Annotated in this window: 23 protein-coding genes and 1 pseudogene; 10 read left to right on the top strand and 14 right to left on the bottom strand. The window is 31.4% G+C overall.

Annotated elements, in window-relative coordinates:
* Window positions 1-53: 53 nt before the first annotated feature.
* Both B4H69_RS14210 and B4H69_RS14215 read right to left on the bottom strand, forming a co-directional pair.
* Window positions 54-1,945, bottom strand: a pseudogene (locus tag B4H69_RS14210) (S9 family peptidase).
* Between the two features lie 185 nt (window positions 1,946-2,130).
* Complete coding sequence (locus B4H69_RS14215) at window positions 2,131-2,970, bottom strand: hypothetical protein (RefSeq protein ID WP_236688191.1); 840 nt, start codon at window positions 2,968-2,970, stop codon at window positions 2,131-2,133.
* Window positions 2,971-3,159: 189 nt separating this feature from the next.
* Here B4H69_RS14215 and B4H69_RS14220 point away from each other — a divergent pair, with 189 nt between their 5' ends.
* The 3 genes from B4H69_RS14220 to B4H69_RS14230 all read left to right on the top strand — a co-directional run bounded on the left by B4H69_RS14220 (window position 3,160) and on the right by B4H69_RS14230 (window position 5,853).
* The gene (locus B4H69_RS14220; protein ID WP_180906316.1) at window positions 3,160-3,519 is read left to right on the top strand and encodes a hypothetical protein; all 360 of its coding nucleotides are present in this window, start codon (window positions 3,160-3,162) and stop codon (window positions 3,517-3,519) included.
* 103 nt (window positions 3,520-3,622) lie between these two features.
* Window positions 3,623-5,167 carry a SulP family inorganic anion transporter gene (locus B4H69_RS14225; RefSeq protein WP_038333625.1) on the top strand — a complete coding sequence of 515 codons (1,545 nt, stop codon included), beginning with the start codon at window positions 3,623-3,625 and terminating at the stop codon, window positions 5,165-5,167.
* 50 nt (window positions 5,168-5,217) lie between these two features.
* Window positions 5,218-5,853, top strand: coding sequence for a carbonic anhydrase (locus B4H69_RS14230; RefSeq protein ID WP_125350207.1), 636 nt, complete (start codon window positions 5,218-5,220; stop codon window positions 5,851-5,853).
* Window positions 5,854-5,913: 60 nt separating this feature from the next.
* On the opposite strand, the gene B4H69_RS14235 is transcribed toward B4H69_RS14230, so the two are convergent.
* The 3 genes from B4H69_RS14235 to B4H69_RS14245 all read right to left on the bottom strand — a co-directional run bounded on the left by B4H69_RS14235 (window position 5,914) and on the right by B4H69_RS14245 (window position 7,750).
* Window positions 5,914-6,330 carry a hypothetical protein gene (locus B4H69_RS14235; RefSeq protein WP_180906315.1) on the bottom strand — a complete coding sequence of 139 codons (417 nt, stop codon included), beginning with the start codon at window positions 6,328-6,330 and terminating at the stop codon, window positions 5,914-5,916.
* A gap of 21 nt (window positions 6,331-6,351) precedes the next feature.
* Window positions 6,352-6,846 carry a hypothetical protein gene (locus tag B4H69_RS14240; RefSeq protein ID WP_244958028.1) on the bottom strand — a complete coding sequence of 165 codons (495 nt, stop codon included), beginning with the start codon at window positions 6,844-6,846 and terminating at the stop codon, window positions 6,352-6,354.
* A 451-nt stretch (window positions 6,847-7,297) separates the two neighbouring features.
* Window positions 7,298-7,750: a type I restriction enzyme HsdR N-terminal domain-containing protein gene (locus B4H69_RS14245; RefSeq protein ID WP_221854544.1), complete on the bottom strand. Its 453-nt coding sequence runs from the start codon at window positions 7,748-7,750 to the stop codon at window positions 7,298-7,300.
* Window positions 7,751-7,753: 3 nt separating this feature from the next.
* On the opposite strand from B4H69_RS14245, the gene holA reads away from it, so the two are divergent.
* Together holA and trxB are read left to right on the top strand one after the other, a co-directional pair.
* Entirely contained in the window at window positions 7,754-8,764 is a 1,011-nt protein-coding gene (holA, locus tag B4H69_RS14250; RefSeq protein WP_291053609.1) for a DNA polymerase III subunit delta, read from the top strand.
* Between the two features lie 71 nt (window positions 8,765-8,835).
* Entirely contained in the window at window positions 8,836-9,780 is a 945-nt protein-coding gene (gene trxB, locus B4H69_RS14255; protein WP_291094585.1) for a thioredoxin-disulfide reductase, read from the top strand.
* A 79-nt stretch (window positions 9,781-9,859) separates the two neighbouring features.
* Here the strand turns inward: trxB and B4H69_RS14260 are convergent, their stop codons facing one another.
* From B4H69_RS14260 to B4H69_RS14290, 7 genes are all read right to left on the bottom strand, one after another.
* Complete coding sequence (locus tag B4H69_RS14260) at window positions 9,860-12,967, bottom strand: efflux RND transporter permease subunit (protein WP_280045737.1); 3,108 nt, start codon at window positions 12,965-12,967, stop codon at window positions 9,860-9,862.
* Between the two features lie 3 nt (window positions 12,968-12,970).
* Entirely contained in the window at window positions 12,971-14,062 is a 1,092-nt protein-coding gene (locus tag B4H69_RS14265) for an efflux RND transporter periplasmic adaptor subunit (RefSeq protein WP_280045736.1), read from the bottom strand.
* Between the two features lie 4 nt (window positions 14,063-14,066).
* On the bottom strand, window positions 14,067-15,317 hold the full coding sequence (locus B4H69_RS14270; protein WP_280045735.1) for a TolC family protein: 1,251 nt from the start codon (window positions 15,315-15,317) through the stop codon (window positions 14,067-14,069).
* A gap of 72 nt (window positions 15,318-15,389) precedes the next feature.
* Entirely contained in the window at window positions 15,390-16,727 is a 1,338-nt protein-coding gene (locus tag B4H69_RS14275; RefSeq protein WP_244958027.1) for a sensor histidine kinase, read from the bottom strand.
* Between the two features lie 3 nt (window positions 16,728-16,730).
* Window positions 16,731-17,408 carry a response regulator transcription factor gene (locus B4H69_RS14280; RefSeq protein ID WP_180906310.1) on the bottom strand — a complete coding sequence of 226 codons (678 nt, stop codon included), beginning with the start codon at window positions 17,406-17,408 and terminating at the stop codon, window positions 16,731-16,733.
* Between the two features lie 195 nt (window positions 17,409-17,603).
* Window positions 17,604-18,251 carry a 2OG-Fe(II) oxygenase gene (locus B4H69_RS14285; protein WP_180906309.1) on the bottom strand — a complete coding sequence of 216 codons (648 nt, stop codon included), beginning with the start codon at window positions 18,249-18,251 and terminating at the stop codon, window positions 17,604-17,606.
* A 124-nt stretch (window positions 18,252-18,375) separates the two neighbouring features.
* Window positions 18,376-18,912, bottom strand: coding sequence for a GNAT family N-acetyltransferase (locus B4H69_RS14290; protein ID WP_317169017.1), 537 nt, complete (start codon window positions 18,910-18,912; stop codon window positions 18,376-18,378).
* 137 nt (window positions 18,913-19,049) lie between these two features.
* Here B4H69_RS14290 and B4H69_RS14295 point away from each other — a divergent pair, with 137 nt between their 5' ends.
* Both B4H69_RS14295 and B4H69_RS14300 read left to right on the top strand, forming a co-directional pair.
* Complete coding sequence (locus B4H69_RS14295; RefSeq protein WP_180906308.1) at window positions 19,050-19,613, top strand: NADPH-dependent FMN reductase; 564 nt, start codon at window positions 19,050-19,052, stop codon at window positions 19,611-19,613.
* Window positions 19,614-19,667: 54 nt separating this feature from the next.
* Window positions 19,668-20,123 carry a hypothetical protein gene (locus tag B4H69_RS14300; RefSeq protein WP_180906307.1) on the top strand — a complete coding sequence of 152 codons (456 nt, stop codon included), beginning with the start codon at window positions 19,668-19,670 and terminating at the stop codon, window positions 20,121-20,123.
* Window positions 20,124-20,172: 49 nt separating this feature from the next.
* Here B4H69_RS14300 and B4H69_RS14305 read toward each other — a convergent pair whose 3' ends face one another.
* Both B4H69_RS14305 and B4H69_RS14310 read right to left on the bottom strand, forming a co-directional pair.
* Window positions 20,173-20,808, bottom strand: coding sequence for an NAD(P)H-dependent oxidoreductase (locus B4H69_RS14305; RefSeq protein ID WP_180906306.1), 636 nt, complete (start codon window positions 20,806-20,808; stop codon window positions 20,173-20,175).
* Between the two features lie 76 nt (window positions 20,809-20,884).
* Complete coding sequence (locus B4H69_RS14310; protein ID WP_180906305.1) at window positions 20,885-21,349, bottom strand: hypothetical protein; 465 nt, start codon at window positions 21,347-21,349, stop codon at window positions 20,885-20,887.
* A gap of 105 nt (window positions 21,350-21,454) precedes the next feature.
* On the opposite strand from B4H69_RS14310, the gene B4H69_RS14315 reads away from it, so the two are divergent.
* From B4H69_RS14315 to B4H69_RS14325, 3 genes are read left to right on the top strand one after another with little or no spacing between them, the layout of a single operon-like run.
* Window positions 21,455-22,471 (top strand): aminoglycoside phosphotransferase family protein, encoded by a 1,017-nt coding sequence (locus tag B4H69_RS14315; protein ID WP_280045734.1) that lies wholly within the window; start codon window positions 21,455-21,457, stop codon window positions 22,469-22,471.
* Window positions 22,464-22,886, top strand: a complete 423-nt coding sequence (locus tag B4H69_RS14320; protein WP_180906303.1) for a RapZ C-terminal domain-containing protein — start codon at window positions 22,464-22,466, stop codon at window positions 22,884-22,886. The genes B4H69_RS14315 and B4H69_RS14320 overlap by 8 nt, the downstream gene beginning before the upstream one ends.
* Before the next feature lies 1 nt (window position 22,887).
* On the top strand, window positions 22,888-23,601 hold the full coding sequence (locus B4H69_RS14325) for a nucleotidyltransferase family protein (protein ID WP_180906302.1): 714 nt from the start codon (window positions 22,888-22,890) through the stop codon (window positions 23,599-23,601).
* Window positions 23,602-23,696: the final 95 nt, after the last annotated feature.

Here is a 23,696-nt window from a genome sequence, read left to right on the forward strand (position 1 = left end):
TTCTATAGAAATTGCACTTTTAAATTATAGTTATGATTTATAAATCAATTGAATTACAAGGTTTCTTTTAACCATTTGAAAAATTCGGTATGCCAAATCACAGAATTCTGAGGTTTTAACACCCAGTGATTTTCTTCAGGGAAATAAATAAAACGAGATTTGATTCCTTTCAATTGTAAAATTTGATAAGCCTCTTGCCCTTGTCCCATTGGCACACGATAATCATGACCTCCAACATAAATTAACATTGGCGTATTCCATTTATTTACTAATTCTGTACTACTTGGATCAAATTTAGAGTACGTTTTTTGCGCAGCTTTGTTATTTGTTTCCCACCAAGCGCCACCAGCATCCCAGTTTGTAAAGAAAATTTCTTCTGTAGTTCCGTACATCGATTTCAAATCGAAAACACCATTATGTGCAATAAAAGATTTGAAACGACCTTCGTGAATACCTGCTAAATAATAAACAGAATATCCTCCGTAAGACGCACCAACAGCACCACGACGATCTTTATCTACATAAGATTCCTTCGNNGCGAAATATCATCAATCGCAGCCAAATAATCTTGCATTACTTGTCCTCCCCAATCTTTAGAAATTTGCTCATTCCACTCTACTCCATGACCTGGCATTCCACGACGGTTTGGCGCAATTACAATATACCCTTGTGCTGCCATTAATTGGAAATTCCAACGAGGAGAATAGAATTGAGTTAAAGCAGATTGTGGTCCACCTTGACAATACAATAAAGTTGGGTATTTTTTATTCGGATCGAAATTTGGCGGATAAATTACCCATGCAAACATTTCTTTTCCGTCTGTTGTTTTAATTTTACGTGCTTTTACATCACTCAACGCAATATTATCGAAGATCTCTTTGTTTTCGTTTGTTAATTGCGTTAATGCTCCAGATTTTAAATCAACCACATAAATTTCTGCAGCGTGATTGATATCTGTTTTTGTAACAATTGCTTTATTACCAACAATTTCTTTGATGTCTGCAATATCAAAATCACCTTTTGTAATTTGTTTGATGAAAGGCATTTTTCTCATTTTGAAGTTTACATCAACCTCAAATAATTGAATTGTTCCTCCTACTGGCGCATTGAAATAAATTTTGTTACCATCATTGCTCCATTTATAACCTTGTACGGTTCCGTCCCAATGTTTTGTAATATTCATTTCGATATCACCACGACGAACGATTAAGTCATTTTTATCTGCTTCGTAACCATCTCGTTCCATGCTCAAAAACGCAAAATCTCCTTGAGAAGAAAAACTTGGTGTATTGTCATAACCCATTTTTCCTTCCGTGATATTTTTTGTCGTTTTCGTTGCTAAATCGTATTGATAAATATCTGTATTTGTGCTTAATGCGTAATCTGTTCCGAATTTTTTCTTAGAAACATACAAAACTTTTGTTCCGTCTGGTGTCCAAACAAATTCTGAAACAGAATATGGTTCGTCTTTTAAAACATCAATTTTAGTCGAACCTTCTTTATTTTCTGACACAAATAAATGATCGTAATTTCCATCATTCCAAGTATCCCAATGTCTGTAATTTAATTCATTATAAATCTGCACATTTGATTTCTCCATTTCTGGATAATAATCAGAACCAAAAACCTTTTGTAATTTAACTTTATCAGTTTCTGCTTTATATTGTTGAGATTTATTCAACGATTCATCAGCCAAAAGCGTTTTATAATCTTCGATTTCCGAAGCTTTTCCTCCTGCCAACGAAATCATATACGTTTTCGATGTATCTTCTTGTGTTTTTACGTTAGTAGAAGTTACTTTGTAAATCAGATTTTTTTGATCTTTCGTTACTCCAACTGGAGCTACTTTTTTTACTTGCCAAAGAAGTTCTGGCGTCATTACTTTTTGTCCCATTGCTGTTGTCGATATCAAAATACTTGCGACTAATACAGAAAATCTATTCATGTTAATTTCAAATCTAAATAATTGTAAAAGTAACAATTCTTTATCGAGAAAGGTTAAATTTATAGATAAAAAAAGACATCATCCAGTACAAATTGTACTTAAATGATGTCTCCGCTAATAATTTTTTTCAAATCGTCTAATCGATTCTTAAAATTAGGCTATATATTTTATATTAAACTACTTAATTAAAAGTTTAACTTATTTTTATGAGTAAAAACTGGAATAATTGCTCCAAAAACTAAATTTTGTTGAGAGAACACAATATCCTGTTTTGCTTTATCAGCTTTGTTTGCAGTTGTACGAATATCACTTAAGTTAGCATATCCACCTTTTAATTCGGCTTGTACAAAGAAATAATCCCAGAAAGTAAAGTTGATCCCAACCATTGCAGCTGTAGCAAAACCTGCTAAGTGAAACTCATCATAACGTTCGTTACCCATTAATTTTACGTTAGAACGTGGATATAAAATCCCTGCTCCCAAACCAGCTGTTACGTTAACATCGATTCCTTTTCCATTTTTTGTAATTGGGAAATGTTGAATATTATCAAAACGACGAACCTCTAAATTAGCATAGTTCAAACCATCTGTATGTTCAAACGTTAAGAAATCTTCTGTTAATTTTTGATCAACATTATTATATGTTCCATCGTAATCTGAACCTGTGTTGATGTGACCATTCATTTTTACAACTTGGTCTTGATCCATCACATATTTCATGTGGTCAATCCCGAAAGAGATATTCCAATTATCCGAAACAAAGTAACCTAAACGGAAGTTATATTGCGGAATCGTCATAGAACTTGGATTGAAATACTTGATTCCAAAAGAAGTTTGACGGTCATGAGCTGCTACATTATCTAACGTAAAATCGTATCCATCTCCTTTGAACTGAATATCTGATTTTGTATACTGCGCGTGATTCCAACCCCAATAAACATAAAATTTACCTTTATTATTTTTTCCTTGCCCGAAAGTAGTTGCAACTAAAGCAACTAAAAACATTACACTTATATACTTTCTCAAAATTTAACTTTTTGCAAATTTATTCTTAAAAAAATTGAGTAAAAATGATTTATGATATCAATTTTATATCTAGACAATATTTAAAATCAATAAACATTGTTAAGCGTCATAAAATAAAATGATAAATATTTATTAAAAATGATGTTCTCTATTTTGTAATTAAAAATTAAAATATATTTTTGTGACATAATGAAAGACTACCTGATAAAACATAGCATTGGAATTTTTTTCACGCTTCTTTTGGTGTTCAGTACGAACATGCAAGGGTTGGCGGGTTATGTAGATTATCAGATGAGAATGGAGCAACAAGACAAAAAAGATTCTTCTGACAATGATCAAAAAGCTTTGTTTTCTCAAACTTCAACTGAAGAAGAAAATAATCAGAAAAATTCTTCGAGCGAAATCACAGAAAAAATACATTATTTCCACGAAATAAAATTGTTTACATTTTTTAATGTGAAACAAACTACACATTCGGATTTTCATCATTCTAATGCATATGCGTCTTTAGACAATGGTGTGACAACTCCACCTCCTGAATTAGTTTAATTTTTTAATTGATTTTTTGCATCATTCTATTCAAATCTATTGAATGGACAGCAAATTTATTTTTATCATTTCAAATTATTAAATAATTCATTTTAAAACTATTATGAATCTTTTTCAAAATTGGAAAAAGGACATACCTGCGAGTATTGTTGTCTTTTTCGTTGCATTGCCTTTATGTTTAGGTGTTGCGTTGGCCAGTGGTGCGCCTTTATTTGCCGGAATTATTGCGGGAATTGTAGGAGGAATTGTTGTTGGTCTTATTTCTAAATCTCAAATTGGTGTTTCTGGTCCAGCGGCTGGTTTGGTCGTTATTGTATTAACTGCTATTACAGATTTGGGTGCTTACGAACTATTTTTAGTCGCGGTTGTTATCGCCGGAATTTTTCAGATATTACTAGGTATTCTAAAGGCTGGAGTTATTGGTTATTACTTTCCATCTTCGGTGATTAAAGGAATGTTGTGCGCGATTGGTATTTCAATTTTCTTGAAACAAATTCCGTTAGCGTTAGGATATACAGAAACGTTTAGTTTTAGTAATTTTAGTTTAGATTTTATCACGCCAGGAGCGATTATTATTACAGCAATCTCTTTATTTATCTTGATTGTTTGGGATAATATTTTAGGAAAAAAATCAAACTTTTTCAAATTATTACCAGGATCATTAGTAGCTGTATTAGTGGGTATTTTGTACCAAGTTACAATTGGTGATACCAACCACGAAGTATTTTCTATCGACCACAATTTATTAGTAAAAGTTCCTGTTCCTGAAAGTGTTTCAGATTTCTTAGGACAATTTACTATGCCCGATTTCGCCTCTGGATTAACAAATCCTATGGTTTGGCAAGTTGCATTTACCATCGCAATTGTAGCATCATTAGAAACTTTATTATCTGTAGAAGCAACTGATAAATTAGATCCTTTAAAGCGTCAAACACCTACAAATCGAGAATTGATTGCACAAGGTGTCGGAAACTCTTTAGCTGGTTTAATTGGAGGTTTACCTGTTACGCAAGTTATTGTACGTTCATCTGCAAATGCAATGAGTGGCGGACTTACAAAACTTTCTACAATTACGCACGGTGTTTTATTATTAGTGAGTGTGATCTCTATTCCAATGTTTTTAAATTTAATTCCAAATGCGGTTTTAGCCTCTATCCTATTGGTTATTGGATACAAATTAGGTAATCCGAAACAATTCTTGGATATGAAAAAATTAGGAAAAGATCAGTTAATTCCGTTCGCAGTAACAGTTATTGCAATTTTGGCAACAGATTTATTAAAGGGTATCATCATTGGTCTTATTGTTGGTGTAGTGGTTTCCTTAATCAAATCTTACAATAACTCGCACGTAATGTTGGTGAAAGAAGGAAATGTTTTCCATATGAATTTTGCTGAGGAGGTAACGTTTGTAAATCGCGGTGCAATTGTAAAAGAATTAGATGGTTTGAAACCTGGTTCTAATCTTGAATTAGATGTTCGTAAAACACGAATTTTAGATTATGATATTATTGAATATTTAGATGAATTTAAAGTCAAAGCAAAAAATAATAACATTAATATTCGACTAATTTCCGAACGTGGAACAGTCGATAATCCACCATCATTCAGAGAGTTTTTTGGTTACGTATTAGTTGCCGGAGCTCATTAATCTGTAAAAAACATATAAAAATTAAAACACACACAATAAAATTAAATATAATGAAAGCACATACATCAGAAACTCAAGCAACAACAACTCCAGATAAAGCGTTAGAATTTTTAAAAGAAGGAAATGCAAGATTTGTTCAAAATTTAAAAGCAAACAGAGATTTACTTTCGCAAGTGAATGACACAAGAGAGGGACAATGGCCGTTTGCGGTTGTTTTGAGCTGTATTGATAGCCGTACTTCTGCAGAACTTATTTTCGATCAAGGTTTAGGAGATATTTTTAGTGTACGAATTGCTGGTAATTTCGTTAATCAAGATATTTTAGGTTCAATGGAATTTGGAACAAATGTGGCTGGCTCTAAATTGATTGTTGTCTTAGGACACTCTAAATGTGGCGCTTTGAAAGGCGGATTAGACGCTGAAGCAATTCACAAAACTGGAATGAATAATTTGTGTCATTTGGTTGATCATTTCAATCCTATTATCGACGAAATCATTCAAGAAGGTGAAGAACGTTCTTCTAAAAATGCAGATTTATTAGAAAGATTAAATCACCAAAACGTTATACAAACAATAGAAGATATTCGTAACCAAAGTACAACCTTGAATACCTTAGAAAAAGAAGGGAAAATCAAGATAATAGGTGCAAACTACTGTGTAGATTCAGGCGTTGTAACTTGGTTATAAAACAATTAATTCTTTAGATATTTTTTAGTAATGTAAAAGCCACTCTGCGAGTGGCTTTTGTTATTTAATTAAATCTATAGTTTCTATTTTATAACCATCATAAAATATTCTATAATTATTTAATTTGTTTTTAATAATCCATTTAACATCATTCAAAACAAAATTATCTTCTAAAGCTCTAATAATATATCTATCATCAATATAAATTTCTAAAAATTTATCATCAAATAGTTTAACATTCGAAATATCCAATGATACTAACTCAAATAATTCGTTATTATCAATATTAAAATTTGTAATCATATTAAATATTTTACATCCAGATACAAATTCTATTATTACTTCATCAATTTTATCATAATAAATTGATTTATTACTAATTGAAAACTTAAACGATAAAATACCCGAATATTCAATTGAATACAAACTTGCATTCAATAATAATTTATTTAATATAGATTCTACTTTTTCATTCATTATTAAATTGGCTTTTGTTGTTTAGAAGTATATTTTTTTCCATTCCTTAAATTTACTATCAATCTTTGCTTTAATAAGTAAATAATTTTGTTCTGAATCTTCAACATGATAAACAGATTTTTTGTCAATTATCTTCTCGAATATCTTTATGTAATCATCTAAATATGATCCATTATTCTTAGAAAAATCACTATTATCTTCGTAATAATCATTTGTAAATTTTCTTCCAATATCACTTAAATCAGTAGATAAAAACTTACCATCAGAATAACTATTAATAAACTCAGCTCCAGTTATTATGTTATTTTTCACAGAATCAATTCCTGCTTGTGAATCTTTTTTCAACTCTGAAGAAATTAAATCATTATCAATACACCACTTCATATACATTCCAATATGAGTTGACGCATTTTCTTGAGCTAAATCTTTTGGAAAATCATTTCCATAATGCCAAGAAGCATCATCATATTTAGAAATTTCTTTAGAAGAACTTTCTTTCTGTTTTAAACAATTCACATTCAAAACAAGTACTATAAGTAGAAATATTTTTTTCAAATTCATTTAATTTAAATTACAAATCAATTCGTTAATAATCTAATTTACTCAGCAAACTTACTTAAACACTTAGCTGACGACGTTCTGAACCTAGTCAGCTTCCAAATTTACTAAGTTGACGGTCTCTTTTACCAAGCTGGCTTGGTTACGAACCAAGAAAACGAGGTAACCTAACCCCAAATTTGACGTTCCTGACATTGTCAGCTAAGTTCTGGACGTAATCAACTAGGTATAAAACCTCATCAGCTTACTAAAATACAAAGCTAGCTTACTTCGGAACGTAATCAGCTTGCTTCAGAACCACGTCGACTACGTTCGGGACGTGGTCAGCTACGTTTGAAACGTAGTCAAGATCCATTAAAATCGCTCGAATTGACAAATTTTCACATCAACACATTAGCTCATTTTCAAATTATCCTTTCTTCGGCAACTCTTTCAAGAAATTATATCTTTTTTGAACAAAATCCATCATACAATAAAAATGATTCAAACCATTTGTTACCATCAACAATTGAGAACCTAACACAATGTTGTAACGCGCTATTTGATCAAAAGTTGCTTGCGAAATTGCAATATTCGGCGCTTTACATTCCACCATAATAAATGGTTTTTCTTGCTGATAAACGACAATATCTGCACGTTTTCGCATTCCTGTAATATCAATTGCAACTTCCAACGCAATCGCCGAAGTTGAATAACCCAAATCGTTGATTAAATAATTCAGAACGTGTTGCCTAACCCATTCTTCGGGCGTATAGACCAACCATTTTTTTCGAATCAAACAAAAGATATACAATTTATCTTGGGCTTGTTTCAATCTTATTTGGTATTTTTCGGAAAAATTTAATTGTACTAATTCAGTCATTGTATGAGTCCTGTAGAATCTTTGATCAAAGATATAAAAAACAAAAACTATAAACCGATTTACTTCTTGGCGGGCGACGAGCCGTTTTTCATCGATCAGGTAACTGATTTGTTGGAAGCAAATATTTTAACAGAAGAAGAAAAAGGTTTTAACCAAACAATAGTTTATGGACAAGATGTAGAAGTTGGACAATTGATTGGAATGGCGCGTCAATACCCGATGGGTGCAGAAAAATCTGTAGTGATTGTAAAAGAAGCGCAACATCTTAGCCGTTCGATAGATCAGTTGGAAATGTATGCAAATCAAGTACAAGATTCGACGGTTTTAATCATCAATTACAAAGGAAATTCACTTGATAAACGCAAGAAAATCTATAAAGTTCTGAATGAAAAAGGGTATTACCACGAATTCAAAAAGATTTATGAAAGCGAGTTACCTTCTTGGATAGAACAAAAAGTTGCAGCTAATCAATTTAAAATTGAACCAAAAGCAAAGTTTTTGTTGACAGAATATGTGGGAGCTGATTTATCTCGATTGAATAATGAATTAGAAAAACTCTTTACAATTGTTGGTGCGGATAAAACTATCACACCAAATCATATTGAGGAACATATTGGGATTAGTAAAGATTATAATGTTTTTGAACTTCGTAATGCAATCGAAACGAAGAACATCGAAAAAGCATTCAAAATCATTAAATATTTCGAGAAAAATCCGAAGGATAATCCGTACGTCGTTTCGATCACAACAATTTTTAATCTGTTTACAAATATCATTCAAATACATGTTACGCCAAATAAATCAAAACAAAATTTGGCAAAAGTATTAGGAATTAATCCCTACTTTGTACAAGGAATGATGACGGCTGCGAGTAATTATCCGCTAAAAAAAGCTACGAGAATTATCTCATTTATTCGTGAATATGATTTGAAAGGAAAAGGTGTTGGAACTACTGGAAATGTGACATCAAGCCAATTATTAATTGAATTAGTGTATAAAATTATGAATCTATAATTTTCATCTATTTATAGAATCGAAAAAAATAAATAAGAAATACTAAATTTGTAAAAAAATAAAACAACACAATGGAAAATAACGTAAGAGATGTTATCATAATAGGATCTGGACCTGCAGGTTATACAGCGGGAATTTATGCTGCACGCGCGAACATGAATCCTTTGATTTTAACTGGTATGGAGCCAGGTGGACAATTAACAACAACTACAGATGTTGAGAATTTCCCAGGTTATCCAGAAGCAGTTACTGGACCAGAATTGATGGCTGATTTACAAAAACAAGCTGAGCGTTTTGGAACTGAAATAAAATACGAATATGTAACGGAAGTAACTTTTGGAGAAAAAGAAGGTGATGTACATACTGTAAAATCGAACAATGGAACTTACCAAGCGCGTTCTATCATTATTTCGACTGGTGCAACTGCGAAATATTTAGGTTTAGATGATGAAACTAAATACGCTGGTAGTGGAGTTTCAGCTTGTGCAACTTGCGATGGTTTCTTTTACCGCGGTAAAGATGTTGCTGTAGTTGGTGGTGGTGATACGGCTGCTGAAGAAGCAACTTACTTATCAAAACTTTGTAACAAGGTTTATTTATTGGTTCGTAAAGAAGAAATGCGCGCGTCTAAAGCGATGCAAGATCGTGTTGCAAATACACATAATTTAGAGGTTTTATATAATCACGAATTAATTGGTTTGGATGGAAACAATGTTGTTGAAAAAGCTAAAATCATCAACAATGTTACAAACGAAGAAAAAGAATTAATCGTTGATGGAGTTTTTATCGCGATTGGACATAAACCAAATACAGAATTATTCCAAGGTAAATTGGATATGGACGAAACTGGATATTTAATCACGCAAGATCGTTCGTACAAAACAAATGTACCTGGTGTTTTTGCTGCTGGTGATGTACAAGATTCTGTTTACAGACAAGCAATTACTGCTGCTGGTTCTGGTTGCGCTGCTGCATTAGACGCAGAACGTTATGTTGCAGAATTCTTTGAAGCATAATTTTTCAGAAGAAATATATAAATACAAAAATAGCGAGCTAATGCTCGCTATTTTTTTTAATAAAATAAACAACTACAAATTATTTCAGGAATTTCTGTTGATATTCTTTTCTATAGGCATAATAAAATACAACTGGAAGAATTGTAAAGGATAAAATTAAACAAATGATTAATCCTCCTACAATCATAATTGCCAAAGGCTTTTGAATTTCTGATCCCATTCCGGTAGAAAGTGCTGCTGGTAATAATCCCATCGATCCCATAAGCGCAATCATCACAACAGGGCGTATTCTACTTTTAACACCATTAACTATTGCTTCTTTTAATTGCATTTTATGTTTTAAATTATCTCGAATAACACCAATTAAAACAATTCCATCAATTGTTGCTACTCCAAAAAGAATAATAAAACCTATTCCCGCAGATATACCAAAAATAGTTCCTGTTACCCAAAGCGAAATAAATCCTCCAATAAAAGCAAAAGGCAGTGTTAATGCAGCTATCGCTGTGTCTTTTACATTTCCGAAATTAGTGTACAATAATAATAAAATCAAAACTAACGAAATGGGAACGACCATTGCTAATTGCTTTGCTGCGCGCTCTTTACTTTCGAATTCACCAGCCCATTCCATGTAATTTTCTTTCGGTAATTTAACTTCTTTGGCCACTACTTTCTTCGCTTCATCGATTGTACTTCCTAAATCACGACCTTCTATACTGAATCCTACACCGATATATCGACTATTTCCTTCTCGATAAATAAAAGCAGGTCCTGTTTGATAACCAATTGTAGCTATTTCCTGCAAAGGAACATTGTTCCCGTTACTTGTCGGAATCAAGATATTTCCAATTTTCTCAGGAGTATCTCTATAAGCTTCCTGAAAACGAAGAATAACATCAAACTGTCGATCATTTTCATAAAACTTAGTAGCTGCTTGTCCACCAATTGTCATTTCAATTACTGCCTGAACATCCGCTGTACTAATACCATATTTCGCCATTTTTGAATCACTCAACTCTATTCTAAGTTCAGGTAATCCAATATTTTTGTAAACATTGATATCCGTTATTCCATTTACTTTTTCGATAGATGACGCTACCTTATTTGCATATTTTTCTAAATCGTACAAATCATCACCAAAAATCTTAATAACTAATGAGCTTTTTACACCAGCGACATATTCTTCGACATTATCTTGAATTGGTTGCGAAAATCCAAATACAATTCCTGGATAATGATTCAGTTTATCTCGCATCTCTTGAATAATCTCTTCTTTTGAAACCTTGCGCTTCCAATCTTTTTTATCTTTTAATTGAATATTAAATTCAATATTAAAGAATCCTGTTGGATCTGTTCCATCATTTGGACGACCTGTTTGTGTTAAAATAAAATCAATTTCATCACAATCTTTCTGCATCAACTCTTTCATCTCTTTTGTTAATCGAGTTGATTCTTGTAAATTGACACTATTTGGTAAAGTTGCACGAATGTAAATTGCTCCTTCATTCAATTTTGGAAGAAATTCTGATCCATAATGCGAGAACTTAAACAAACAAAGAGCTAAAATTCCTAAAAAGATTCCTATTGTTGCTTTTTTATAACGAAATGCGGTTTCATATAATCCGAAAATAGTTTTCTGAAAAAATCGAGTAATAAAGTTCTCTTTCTCCTCCATATTTTTCTTAAAAAGCAACTTACACATTGCAGGAACATAAGTTAGACTTAATATTAAAGATCCTAATAATGCGTATCCTAATGTAAATGCTAAAGGAGAGAACATTTTACCTTCCACTTTTTGGAATGAAAATATCGGTAATAAAGCAACAATAAGAATAAGTAAAGCAAAGAAAATATAAGAAGCTACACTTCCTGCGCTTTTCTTTATAACGCCCATTTTACTCATTTTCGCGAAACGTTCTGCTCCTACTTTATGTTGCATGGTTGCTAAAGCAACAAAAACTGTTTCCACAATTACCAAAGTTCCTTCTAATAATAATCCAAAATCCAATGAACCCATTGAAATTAAATTCGCTGGTAATCCTTGTATTTTCAACATAATAATTGCGAATAAAAAGGAAAGCGGAATAACCGAAGCTACAATAAATGTTGATTTCCAATTATATAAAAAAACAAAAACAATTAATGAAACTAATAAAATACCTTCAATAATATTTTTAGAAACCGTATGTACTGTATTATCCACCAATTTGGTACGATCTACAACTGTTTCAATTTTCACATTATCTGGTAAAGTTCTTGTGTTTAATTCTTCAATCTTCGCTTTCAGATTTCCAATGACTTCGGATGGATTTTCACCACGTAACATCACTACAATTCCTTCAACCATGTCATCATTTTCATTATAACCAACTTGCCCTAATCTAGGTTTATTTGAAACAACAACATCTGCTACATTTTTGATCAAAATTGGTGTAGAACCATTTAGTTTCACCGTGATATTCCCAATATCTTCTATCTTATCCAACAAACCTACCCCACGAACCACATAAGCTTGATCTCCTTGTTGAATAACATCTCCACCAACATTTATATTTGATTTAGAGACCGCTTCATAAACATCTAAAGGCGATAAATCATAATTCTTTAATTCGGTTGGATTAATTTTAATTTCATACGTTTTTTCTTCACCACCAAAACTTACGACATCTGCAACTCCTGATACAGAAAGCAATTCACGCTCAATTACCCAATCTTGTATCGCTGTAACTTCCTTGATAGGTAAATCACTTTTGATCACATAACGAAAAATCTCTCCCGTAGCACCAGAAGGTGGTTCAATATCTGCATCGGCTCCTTCTGGTAAATCGACTCCACTTAATTTATTAGACACATATTGTTGTGCATAAAAATCATCTACACCATCCTCAAACTGAACCGTTACAACAGATAACCCGAAAAGAGAAATAGAACGAATATTTGATTTATGCGGAATACTATTCATTACTTTTGAAACTGGTAAAGTCACCAATTTTTCCATTTCCTCAGCACTTCTTCCTGGCCATTGTGTTATGATACGAGCTCTAGTATTCGTTACATCTGGAAATGCTTCTATTGGTGTATGTTTTAAAGAAAATATACCTGCAAAGAGTAATGCAAATACAGCAAATAAAACAAAGGTTGTATTTCGTAACGAAAAAGTTACGACTGATTGTACTAACTTTTTCATTTATTATTTATTTAATTCCTCAAATATCATTAGGGCGTTTCGAGAAATAACTTTCTCATTTGGGGCAAACTTTTCGCTAACAAATGTGTATTGCTCATTCTGACCAATCGTCGTAATTTTTCGGATTTCCATTGTACAATCATTTTTATATACCACCACATATTCCTTGTTGTTCTCAAAAACTTTGGCTTTGTTTGGTATTGCAAATGCATTTCCAACAATATTTTGTTTATCGATAATAATATCTGCACTCAAACCTGGCATCAAGTTCAAATCTTGATTTTCCAACACAACACGCGCTTTCAACACGTGTTCATTTTCATCAAACACATTGTATATTTTATCAATTTTTCCAACATAAATTCGATCAGGATACGCCATAGATTTCACTTTTACAGCATCACCTTTTTTTACATATTGCAGATTATTTGCGTAAATATTTACCATTACCCAAACCTGTTTTAGATTTGAAATAGAGAAAAGATTTTCATCTGAATCAGAAGTAATAGATTGACCAACGCTCATGTTTTTCTGAACGATATAACCATTTTTAGGTGATAAAATCTGGAATTGACCATTGCCAACTGCACGATACATCTTCAAAGTAGCATTGATTTTATCAATCTCAATTTGCGCTGATTGTAATTCGTGTTCTGCTTCAGTAACTTCGGGTTGAGAAGCCATTCCATCATTCAATAATTCTTTTTTCGACTTGATTTGTTTTCGAATCAAATCCATTTGATTTTGATGATAACGCTTTTGTTGCACCAAATCCAGTACTTCGTTCGATTTTACAACTGCCAAAACTTGACCTTGACGCACATAATCGCCTAATTCAAAGTTCACTTTATCTACCACTCCTTGTAGCAAACTTTTAAAGCCAACTAAATCATTTTCGTTATATTCAATTTTTCCTGACAAGGTTAATTGTTCGTGAATTGGTTGCTGCAAAACTGGTACAATTTCGGTTGACTTTTTCAATTGCTCGTTCAAACAAAATTTGTTTTCTTTTACCACTTCTTTCTCGGTTTCTTGCTTGTTACAACTACTTAAAACCAAAGTAAAAGCAGCTAAAAAATAAAAAGTTTTTTTCATCATTTTATAAATCTTGTCCAACGATATAATTTAGTTCTTCGAATGTGTTTTGATAATTTTCCAATAAATCCAAATAAGCTTTTTGAGATTCGCGATAAGCCTGCGTAAAATCAATAAATTCTAATAAAGTGATTTGTTTATTTTGGAGATGTTTTTTATAATTGTCAATCATAGTTAATTGCTCTTGATTGTTCAATTTTTTCCATTGAATAAGTGCTTTATCCAATTGACTAATTTGATTTTGAAGTCGATCAATCGAAATATCTAATTCAGAATTCAAGGCATTTTTGGTGATTTGTTGTTGATTCAGTACAATTTCAGAAGCTTTGATGTTTCCTTTATTCGTATTAAAAATCGGTAAATCAATGCTTACTCCAACACCAACAAAATCGCGCATAATATTTCCACCTCGATCATAATTTACTTGAAAAGCCAAATCTGGTGTACGTTGTGCTTTTTCTAAAATCAATTGTTTTTCAGCTAAATTGATTTCATTCTCTTGTTTTTTTAACGCTATATTTTGCTCTTTCGCTAATTGTTTAGCATTAAATGGAATTGATTTGGAGTGAGAATTGAATCTTGAAAAATCGATTTCATTTACATTTAAATCTGAGTTTTGCGTTAACAATCGAAGTTTATTGATGTATTCAATTTCTTGATTTTCTAGCTCAATTTGATCTTTTTGTAAACCAATTAATTCGGTTTGAAGTCTGTAAAAATCTGCTTTTGGAACATTTTTTAAATCTGCTTGTCGCTGATATTGCGTCATCATTTGTTCAAACAAATCAACGCTATTTTGCAATTCTTTCTTTTCAGATTGAATACGCGCCAACGAAAAATATGTTTGTCTTAATTCCTTTTTCAGCTCACGCAACAATTCCTCATACTCAAAAAGTGCCGAATTCTTCTCTAATTCTTTAATCGCAACACGCTTTTTTCGTTTACCAGCGGTTTCAATTAATTGCTCTAATTCGACAGAAATTTGTTGATTTTTCCCGTATTTACCGAATAAATAAGGCTGTTCTTCTACATTATAAGTTTTCCAAAGATTAACCTCAGAAATACTCAACGTTGGATTTTGCCATAATTTCTCCTGAATAATTTCAGCATCAATTCTGTCTACATTGAATTTATTCGCAATAAGCGCATAATTTTTTTGTAAAAACGCGGCTTCTAAATTGTCCAACGTTACATTCTGCGCCTGTGTTTGTATCGCAAGAACAATTGGAATTACTGTATAATAGATCTTCTTCACTTCTACTCTTTTTGAAAATTCAAAAGTAAAAGTGTAAGATTAAGGTGAGTTTTAAGTTAGATTAAAAGTAGATTAGAAAATGAGTTTAACAATCGTTCCTTTAGGTTTATTCGGAACAATTTCTATATCAATTTGATGAAGTGTAAGAATAATATTCGCCATCGAAAGCCCAATACCTTTTCCTTGAAAATCTTGCGTGTTTTTTCCTCGAAAAAAGTTTTGTTTAATTTGTTTGATATCAGTTTCTAAAATACCAATTCCTAAATCGGAAATATGAATTTGCAAACGATGATTAATTTCTAAAAACTGTACTAAAATCGGTTGATTGTTCGAATATTTTATTGCATTACTTACTAAATTATTCAACGCAACTTCTAGTAATTTTTCGTTTCCTTGAATGGTTAACAATTGATTATTTTCGACTTGTAAATCCACATTTATACGTGCTTGATGATACAAAATAGCATTTTCAATCACTTGCCAAACTACTTCATCAATTCGAATTTGATTAAATTCAAAACTCGTTTTTGCACCCGAAAGCAACATCATTTGGTCTAACGTTTCTTGCAAATCATTGGTATATTGTTTCAGTTGTACAATCACGTTTTCGTATTCTTCGAGCGTTCTTTTTTTATGATTCGTTACTTCTAAAGTTCCTAATAATGCAGTAATTGGCGTTCGTAATTCGTGCGAAACATAATCGATAAAATTCTTTTGTACATTAAAAGTTTGCGCCATTCGATCAATAAAATGATTGTAGGTTTTGATTAAATCCTCAATCTCTGCATACGACTTATTGAGCTTTAAAGGTTCAGTAAAATTCTTCGCATCACGCTCTTTTATTTGTTCAATAATTTTTGTAATCGGCTCATAAGCAATCACTCCTAAAAAATTAGAAAATAGATAAATAAAGATCAACCCAACCAATGAAACCGAAATCAAAATTTGAAGTAACGATTCCATTTGTTCATTAAATTCTTGTTTAGATTCACGCGTGATTACCACAAAATCACCTTCGTTATCATGATAAAAAATTCCGTTATAAAAGAAATCTTTACTTGTAAAAAAATCGGATTTATTGGCACGAATACTTTCTATAAAATTGGTTGAAATATCATTGTTTGAAGACATATTTCCATTGTACTTTTTGTTGTTATGATCAACAATTAAAATATTTTTTCGAGAAATCGTCTTCTCTAATTGACTTTTGATATTATTATGTTCTAAAACAGGTAATTCGTCCTTTTCTAAATAATAAATAGAAGCCAAAAGTGTCTTATTCTGCAATGACTTGATCTCTTTTTTCTCCATTTCGGTATAAAAAGAAAAGTAAATAATTGTAGAAACAATCAGAATAATGATACTGAAAATAACGACTGAATAAAGCGCTAATCGGTGTTTTAATTTCATAATTTAGGCTTTAAACATATAACCAACGCCTTTTACCGTGTGAATATATTTCGTCCCGTTTTTCTCGATTTTGTTGCGCAAATACGAAATGTAAACATCCACTACATTTGTGTGATTATCGAATGTTATTCCCCAAACGGCGTTTAAAATTTGGATACGAGTAACGGTTTTATCTATATTTTCGATTAAATAATTCAACAACTTAAATTCACGAGGAGAAAGTTCTGTTTCTTCTTTATTGACAAAAACTTTATATTGATCCAAATCGATTTCTAAGTCATCAAAAATCAATTTATTTTCAGGAACTTCTTGCGAACGAAACTGATTTCGACGCGTTAAAGCCTTGATGCGCGATAATAATTCGTCGAAATGAAACGGTTTTGTAATGTAATCATCTGCGCCATAATCCAAAGCCGAAACTTTATTTTGAACCGTATTCAACGCACTTAACATCAAAATTGGAGTGAATATTTTTTTGTAACGAAGTGTTTGCACAAGCTGAATCCCATCCATTTTTGGTAACATAATATCGCAAATAATCAAATCAAACTGAATCGTAAGAAATTCATCTAAAACCGTTTCGGCATCTTTACAAAGCGTAACCAAATGTCCATTTTCTTCTAATCCTTTGATTAAAAAATCGCTAATTCGCTTATCATCTTCGATTACTAAAATTTGCATACACTTTCCATTTTTTCAAAATTAATGAAATTGATTAAGACAAAATGAATTTAAAATATTTTCTAATTGTTTTTTAATTTAAAAAGCTCAACCAATATTTGAGCTTTGTTTTTATTGTTTAAATCGTTCAAATTGATGCCAATATTTATCTATTGTGAATTGAGATTGAAATCTCGAAGCGACTACAAATTTTAATTATAAATACGTCAAAATATTTCCTCTGGTTTTCAACCAACCTGTGATACTATATCTTGGTCGATGGACGGTTTTTACTTCGTGAGGAATAGTTTTGCTATCAAAAACAGCCAGACGACCAGCAAGAGGTAAAATATCTAATTCTTTTTCTACCTTATTTTCATCTGACAAATACAAAGTCAATTGTCCGCCAAATTCATCTTTCCATTCTTCATCATTCAAATACAACACAATAGAAAGTGTGCGTCTATCATCATTCTTGAAAGCATCAACGTGTTTTTGATAAAATGTCCCTTCGGGATAAATGGCGTAATGAAATTCACTTTCCTCAATGCCCATATAGCATGTTAAATTTAGATATTCTATAAAATCATTGATTTTTGAGAAAAAAATTTCTTCTGTTTCTGTTTTATTTTCTTCATCAATCCATCTGATTTTATCGCCTCTGATTGATTTTACAATTTGTTCGTTAACCGAACTTCCAACGGCTGCTTGATGAAAATCTTTTTTATTTTCTTTTCGAATTATTGCTTCGCGAAGTTGCTTTGTTTCCTCTGTTGAGAAAAAAAAGTCTGAAATAGAGTATTTTTGATTTGATAAGTCATCAATAATCTTTTCATAAATTGGGTTTAATGTAATATTACTCATTCATTATTATGAAAACTTCAGTAAAAGTATATTTTATTACGAAAAACATAATCATATTTTTGAGTTTTTTTTCAAAAAAAAGAACAGAAAAAATCTGTCCTCAAAAAATAGTTTTAATTATCAATTACTTAAACCAGTCAACTTTATTCAACTGATAAATAAAATTTAACTTTGGCTCTTCTCCAAAATATTCAATTTGTTCTTCTTTCACTTTTTTACAACCCAATCGCTCCACTGCTATTTGCGAACGTATATTATCAGCGCCAACATGCAAATAAATTTTGTCAACAAACTGAAAAATATAATCAAACATCAATTTCTTAACGGACGGATTAAAACTTTTTCCCCAACAATTCGTCGAATAAAACGTATAACCAACCAAAATAGACGAATCTTGCTCATCATAATCGTAAAAACGAGAACTACCAACAACTTTATTTGTCTGTTTATCAATAATCTTGAAAGCTCCTTTACTTTGAATTGCACCTTCGAAAAAATTCATAAAAACATCTCTTTTCCAACGATTTTTGTTAGGATGTTGTTCCCAAACTTTCGGATCGGAAGCAGCTAAATATAAGGCTTCAAAATCATTATCGTTGAGTGGTTGGAGCACTACCAAATCATTTTCTAAATTGGGCTGAATATTTATCATTTGTTTCATTTAATACAATACTAATTTACATTTTTCTTATACCATATTCATTAAAAATGATAATTAATTCATTGAAATTTCCAAGTAAATTTTCTTAAAATGAAATCAAATAGCTAACTTTAGTCTAACTAAAAACCAATAAAATTATGACTCAAAAAACAATTGGACTTTTTATAGGAAGTCTACGAAAGGAGGCAAATTCTAGAAAGATTGCTAAGAACTTAATTAAAATGACACCCGAAGGATATTCCTTTAAAGTTATTGAGATTGGACAATTAGAACTCTATAACCAAGATTTTGATGATCATAATCAAGTTCCTGATTCTTACACAGCTTTTCGTAAAGAGGTTTCTGAATTGGATGGCCTAATTTTTATCACACCAGAATATAATCGATCTATGCCAGCGGTTCTAAAAAATGCTTTAGATGTTGCTTCTCGTCCTTTCGGAAAAAATGTTTGGAACAACAAACCTGGTGCTGTTATTAGTAGTTCTACTGGTGCTATAGGTGGTTTTGGAGCGAATCATCATTTGAGACAATCCTTAACCTTTTTGAATATTCCAACCATGCAACAACCCGAAATCTATTTAGGACAATTGAAACCAGATGTGTTTGATGAAAATGGATATTTTAATAACGAAAAAACAACAAGTTTCATTCAGAATTTTGTAGATGCTTATGTAAAATGGTTTGAACAACTAACAAAATAAATCTTGAATTTTATTGATTATTATTATACGACTAACTAACTTCACAGAAAAAATATGTTTTTAAATTTTGAAGATAAAGCCAGTCTTATTTCTAAACTAAAAAGTTTAAAAGTAGATCAACAGCCAGAATGGGGAATTATGACACCTCAACATATGGTTGAACATTTGATTGTAACCACTAAAATTTCAAATGGAGGTTTAACAGTACCTTGTCGAATTCCTGTAGAGCAAATTCCTCAATACAAATCATTTTTACTAGAATCTGATCATGAAATGCAAAAAGGGATAAAAGCAAACGGAATGGATGGTTTGCTGGATTTACGTTACCCTTCTTTAGAAGCTTCAATAGAAAAATTAGAACAAGAAATTGATAAATTCCATTCTTATTTTACAGAAAATCCTGATGCTAAAATTGTCAATCCAGTTTTAAATGATATTGGATACGAAGATTGGAAAACATTTCATAAAAAACACTTTACACATCATTTCAAACAGTTTGGGTTGATCTAAAAAATACAATAAACAAAAAAGCTTTCTCAGTTCTGAGAAAGCTTTTTTGTTATTCATATAATTTCGTTGCAAAATCCTTCATCGGATTTCTAACTTTTTTCATTGGTGCTAACCAATCTTCACTGTCTCGGTATCCCAAAGGAAGCATCAAAACACTTCGCATTCCTTTTTCTTTCAAATCAAGCAAATCATCCAATTCAGCATTATCAAAACCTTCCATTGGCGTGCTATCAATTTTCAATTCTGCAGCTTGAGCAAGAGCAAAACCTAATCCAATGTATGCTTGACGAGCAGTATGCGCAAAATTTTCTTCAGAAGTTTGAGGCAAATAAATTCCTTTCAATTTATCCGTATATGAACCAAAACGACCTCTTGGCAAATCTCTCTCATCCGTTGTATAATCATAGATTGCATCAATACGATCTTCTGTATAACGATCCCAAGCCACGAAAACCAATAAATGCGAACAATCTACAATCGCTTGCTGATCATAGGCAATTGAAACAATTTTCTGCTGTAATTCTTTGTTCTTTATAACCAAAATTCTGAACTGTTGCAAACCTGATGAAGTTGGCGCTAAACGAGCGGCTTCAACAATTTTTTTAACGTCTTCTTCTTCAACAATCAAAGACGGATCATATTTTTTTGTGGCGTAACGCCATTTCAAATCATCTATTAAAGACATAATTACTTATTTAAAATCTTTCTAAAAATACATCAAAAAAGTAATCGATCGACCAAAAAATATGCTAAAATTTATGTTATTTATCTTGTTTCCATTCCAAAAAATAACTTCCAGTTGCATTCGTAGAACTCCAACGAACTTGATAATCACCTTTTGCTAAATCAACTGTAAAATTTTCTTCTTTCGAATTTGTAAGTTGACGATTAAACACAACCTCATTATTTTGATCTACAATTTCAAAATTCATTTCGCCTTCTAATTTGATATTCGAATGAAAATTAGCAGTTAAGCTTTTCGAAATATTTAACTTGATATAACTCGTTCCAGAAGCATCTTCAAACTTCGCTTTTGTCCAATTATCGCCATTCGAATTAGACCATTTCGAATCTCCAACTCCTTTGTCAAAAAAAGTTCCTTGTGATTTGATATTTGGATTATCCACTTTTCTATAAAAATTATTCGAGTCAACATCTGCATTAACTTTTACTGTAATACATGATTGTAACGAAATCATTGCGATAATAAATGCTATTTTTTTCATATTAGTTTCTCTTTTACTAAATAGATGCAGCATTTTGAAAAAAGTTACAGCAAACAAATATTTTTAAATCATTTTTGATATGCGTAACTTTCGCAAAATATTCTGATGAACGATACTACAGCTCAATTTTTGCAAGAAAACTTTACTCAAAAAGCAATTGAAAGTTTAACTCAACTTTCGGGAGGAGGTTCGGCTCGAGTTTATTCGAGATTTTTTGATCAAAATCAATCGTATATTTTAGCGGAAAGCTCTAATATCGAAGAAAATAAAGTGTTTATTCAGTTTTCATTAGATTTAAAAAAAGTTATCAATAATATTCCAGAAATTATTTCAGTTTCAGATAATTTTACAACCTATGTTCAAACAGATTTAGGCGACGAAACTTTGATGAATATTGTATTGAATGATTTCGAGAAAGCAAAACCTTATTATTTTAAGACTTTAGAAAAATTAGCAATTGCTCAAATTCAAGGTGGAACTAAAATCAATTTTAATCATACTTTTTCATATCCTAAATTAGATAAAACATTAATTTTGAGAGATTTATTTCAGTTTAATTTTTATTTTTTAGATGTCTTAGGAATTGATTACAATGCAGGAAAATTAATCAAAGATTTTGATCGTTTTGCGTCTCAATTTGATAAACTTTCGCCACAAGGTTTTGTGTTCAGAGATTTCCAAACGCGCAACATTATGATTCATCAAAATGAACCTTATTTTATCGATTATCAAGGTGGTTTGTATGGACCTGTTGTCTATGATTTGGTTTCGTTAATTTGGCAAGCAAAAGCCAATTTACCATTTGAATTTAAAAAAGAATTGTACGAATTTTATTACCAAGAATTAAACAAACAAATTCCGACTATAGTTCCGATAGATTTTCGTCAATCGTACGAATATTGTGTAGTTGCTCGACTTTTACAAGTTTTAGGAACCTATGGGTTGAGAGGAATTATTGAACGAAAAAAACACTTTTTAGAAAGTATTTCGTTTGGACTTAAAAACTTAGAATCAATAATCGATTATCCTATATTACAAAATTATCCAGAATTAAAACATATTATAAAAATCCTTGTTCTTCCAGAAACGTTAGAACGCATAAATCATAAAATAAATGGCTAAATTAAATATCAACGTTCGTAGTTTTTCATACAAAAAAGGAATTCCAACCGATCCTACTGGAAATGGTGGAGGTTTTGTTTTTGATTGTCGCGGAATCTTAAATCCAGGGCGTATCAAGGAATATAAAACGCAAACAGGGCGCGACGAAGACGTTAAAAAATACTTGGAAACAGAAACTAATATTGCAGTTTTTTTAGAAGGTGTTTTTCAAATTATTGACATTTCAATTGAAGATTATTTGCAACGTGATTTTGAGAATTTAGAAATCAATTTTGGTTGTACAGGCGGGCAACATCGTTCGGTTTATTCTGCTGATGCGACTGCAAAACATATTCAAGAGAAATTTCCAGAAGCGCAAGTTACGTTACATCATGTTGTGCAAGAAGAAAAAAATTGGATAAACGAGGCGTATTAATATGAAAGCAATGATTTTTGCAGCGGGTCTTGGGACTCGTTTAAAACCATTTACTGATAATCATCCCAAAGCTTTAGCCGTTGTAAATGGAAAACCTCTTTTGCAACGAAATATAGAATATTTGAAATCTTTTGGCATTGAAGAAATTGTGATTAATGTTCATCATTTTGCAGATCAAATCATTGAATTTTTAGAAGAAAATAATTATTTCGGAATTGAGATTACTATTTCTGATGAAACGGATCAAGTTCTTGAAACTGGTGGTGGTTTGGTGAAAGCAAAAGCTAATTTTGAGGAAGATTTTTTGGTGATGAATGTTGATATTTTAACAGATCTAAATCTTGCTGATTTTATCAAAGCACATCAAGAAAATAAAGCATTGGTAACATTGGCAGTTTCGGATAGAAATTCGTCTCGCAAACTATTTTTTAATAAACAAAATGAATTGAAAGGTTGGCGAAATCTGAAAACCGAAGAAGAAATAAAAGCTGTAGATTCCTTAGACAATTGCAAAGATTTGGCTTTTAGCGGAATTCATGTTATTTCTCCTTCTCTTTTTGATAAAATTACGGAGAAAGGTAAATTTTCGATCATGAAAGTCTATATGGATTTAATGCAAACTGAATCAATTCTTGGTTTTGATCATTCTGGCGGAATTTTAATAGACGTTGGTCGACCAGAAAGTGTATTAGAAGCGGAAAACTATTTTCAATAAATCTAAAACTCAATTCGCTGAATTGAGTTTTTTTTATGCAAAAAGTTTATATATCTTAGACCGAATGAAATACATCAATTATTTTGTCTATTTAA

Source organism: Empedobacter sp. UBA6745 (genome assembly GCF_002453775.1).
Classification (GTDB): domain Bacteria; phylum Bacteroidota; class Bacteroidia; order Flavobacteriales; family Weeksellaceae; genus Empedobacter; species Empedobacter falsenii_C.

What these genes read in the sequence shown, in the direction of transcription:
- B4H69_RS14220 (WP_180906316.1), top strand. Translation starts at nt 3,160, where the DNA reads ATGAAAGACTACCTGATAAAACATAGCATTGGAATTTTTTTCACGCTT.
- B4H69_RS14225 (WP_038333625.1), top strand. Translation starts at nt 3,623, where the DNA reads ATGAATCTTTTTCAAAATTGGAAAAAGGACATACCTGCGAGTATTGTT.
- B4H69_RS14230 (WP_125350207.1), top strand. Translation starts at nt 5,218, where the DNA reads ATGAAAGCACATACATCAGAAACTCAAGCAACAACAACTCCAGATAAA.
- B4H69_RS14235 (WP_180906315.1), bottom strand. Translation starts at nt 6,330, where the DNA reads ATGAATGAAAAAGTAGAATCTATATTAAATAAATTATTATTGAATGCA.
- B4H69_RS14245 (WP_221854544.1), bottom strand. Translation starts at nt 7,750, where the DNA reads ATGACTGAATTAGTACAATTAAATTTTTCCGAAAAATACCAAATAAGA.
- holA (WP_291053609.1), top strand. Translation starts at nt 7,754, where the DNA reads ATGAGTCCTGTAGAATCTTTGATCAAAGATATAAAAAACAAAAACTAT.
- trxB (WP_291094585.1), top strand. Translation starts at nt 8,836, where the DNA reads ATGGAAAATAACGTAAGAGATGTTATCATAATAGGATCTGGACCTGCA.
- B4H69_RS14260 (WP_280045737.1), bottom strand. Translation starts at nt 12,967, where the DNA reads ATGAAAAAGTTAGTACAATCAGTCGTAACTTTTTCGTTACGAAATACA.
- B4H69_RS14265 (WP_280045736.1), bottom strand. Translation starts at nt 14,062, where the DNA reads ATGAAAAAAACTTTTTATTTTTTAGCTGCTTTTACTTTGGTTTTAAGT.
- B4H69_RS14275 (WP_244958027.1), bottom strand. Translation starts at nt 16,727, where the DNA reads ATGAAATTAAAACACCGATTAGCGCTTTATTCAGTCGTTATTTTCAGT.
- B4H69_RS14280 (WP_180906310.1), bottom strand. Translation starts at nt 17,408, where the DNA reads ATGCAAATTTTAGTAATCGAAGATGATAAGCGAATTAGCGATTTTTTA.
- B4H69_RS14285 (WP_180906309.1), bottom strand. Translation starts at nt 18,251, where the DNA reads ATGAGTAATATTACATTAAACCCAATTTATGAAAAGATTATTGATGAC.
- B4H69_RS14290 (WP_317169017.1), bottom strand. Translation starts at nt 18,912, where the DNA reads ATGAAACAAATGATAAATATTCAGCCCAATTTAGAAAATGATTTGGTA.
- B4H69_RS14295 (WP_180906308.1), top strand. Translation starts at nt 19,050, where the DNA reads ATGACTCAAAAAACAATTGGACTTTTTATAGGAAGTCTACGAAAGGAG.
- B4H69_RS14300 (WP_180906307.1), top strand. Translation starts at nt 19,668, where the DNA reads ATGTTTTTAAATTTTGAAGATAAAGCCAGTCTTATTTCTAAACTAAAA.
- B4H69_RS14305 (WP_180906306.1), bottom strand. Translation starts at nt 20,808, where the DNA reads ATGTCTTTAATAGATGATTTGAAATGGCGTTACGCCACAAAAAAATAT.
- B4H69_RS14310 (WP_180906305.1), bottom strand. Translation starts at nt 21,349, where the DNA reads ATGAAAAAAATAGCATTTATTATCGCAATGATTTCGTTACAATCATGT.
- B4H69_RS14315 (WP_280045734.1), top strand. Translation starts at nt 21,455, where the DNA reads ATGAACGATACTACAGCTCAATTTTTGCAAGAAAACTTTACTCAAAAA.
- B4H69_RS14320 (WP_180906303.1), top strand. Translation starts at nt 22,464, where the DNA reads ATGGCTAAATTAAATATCAACGTTCGTAGTTTTTCATACAAAAAAGGA.
- B4H69_RS14325 (WP_180906302.1), top strand. Translation starts at nt 22,888, where the DNA reads ATGAAAGCAATGATTTTTGCAGCGGGTCTTGGGACTCGTTTAAAACCA.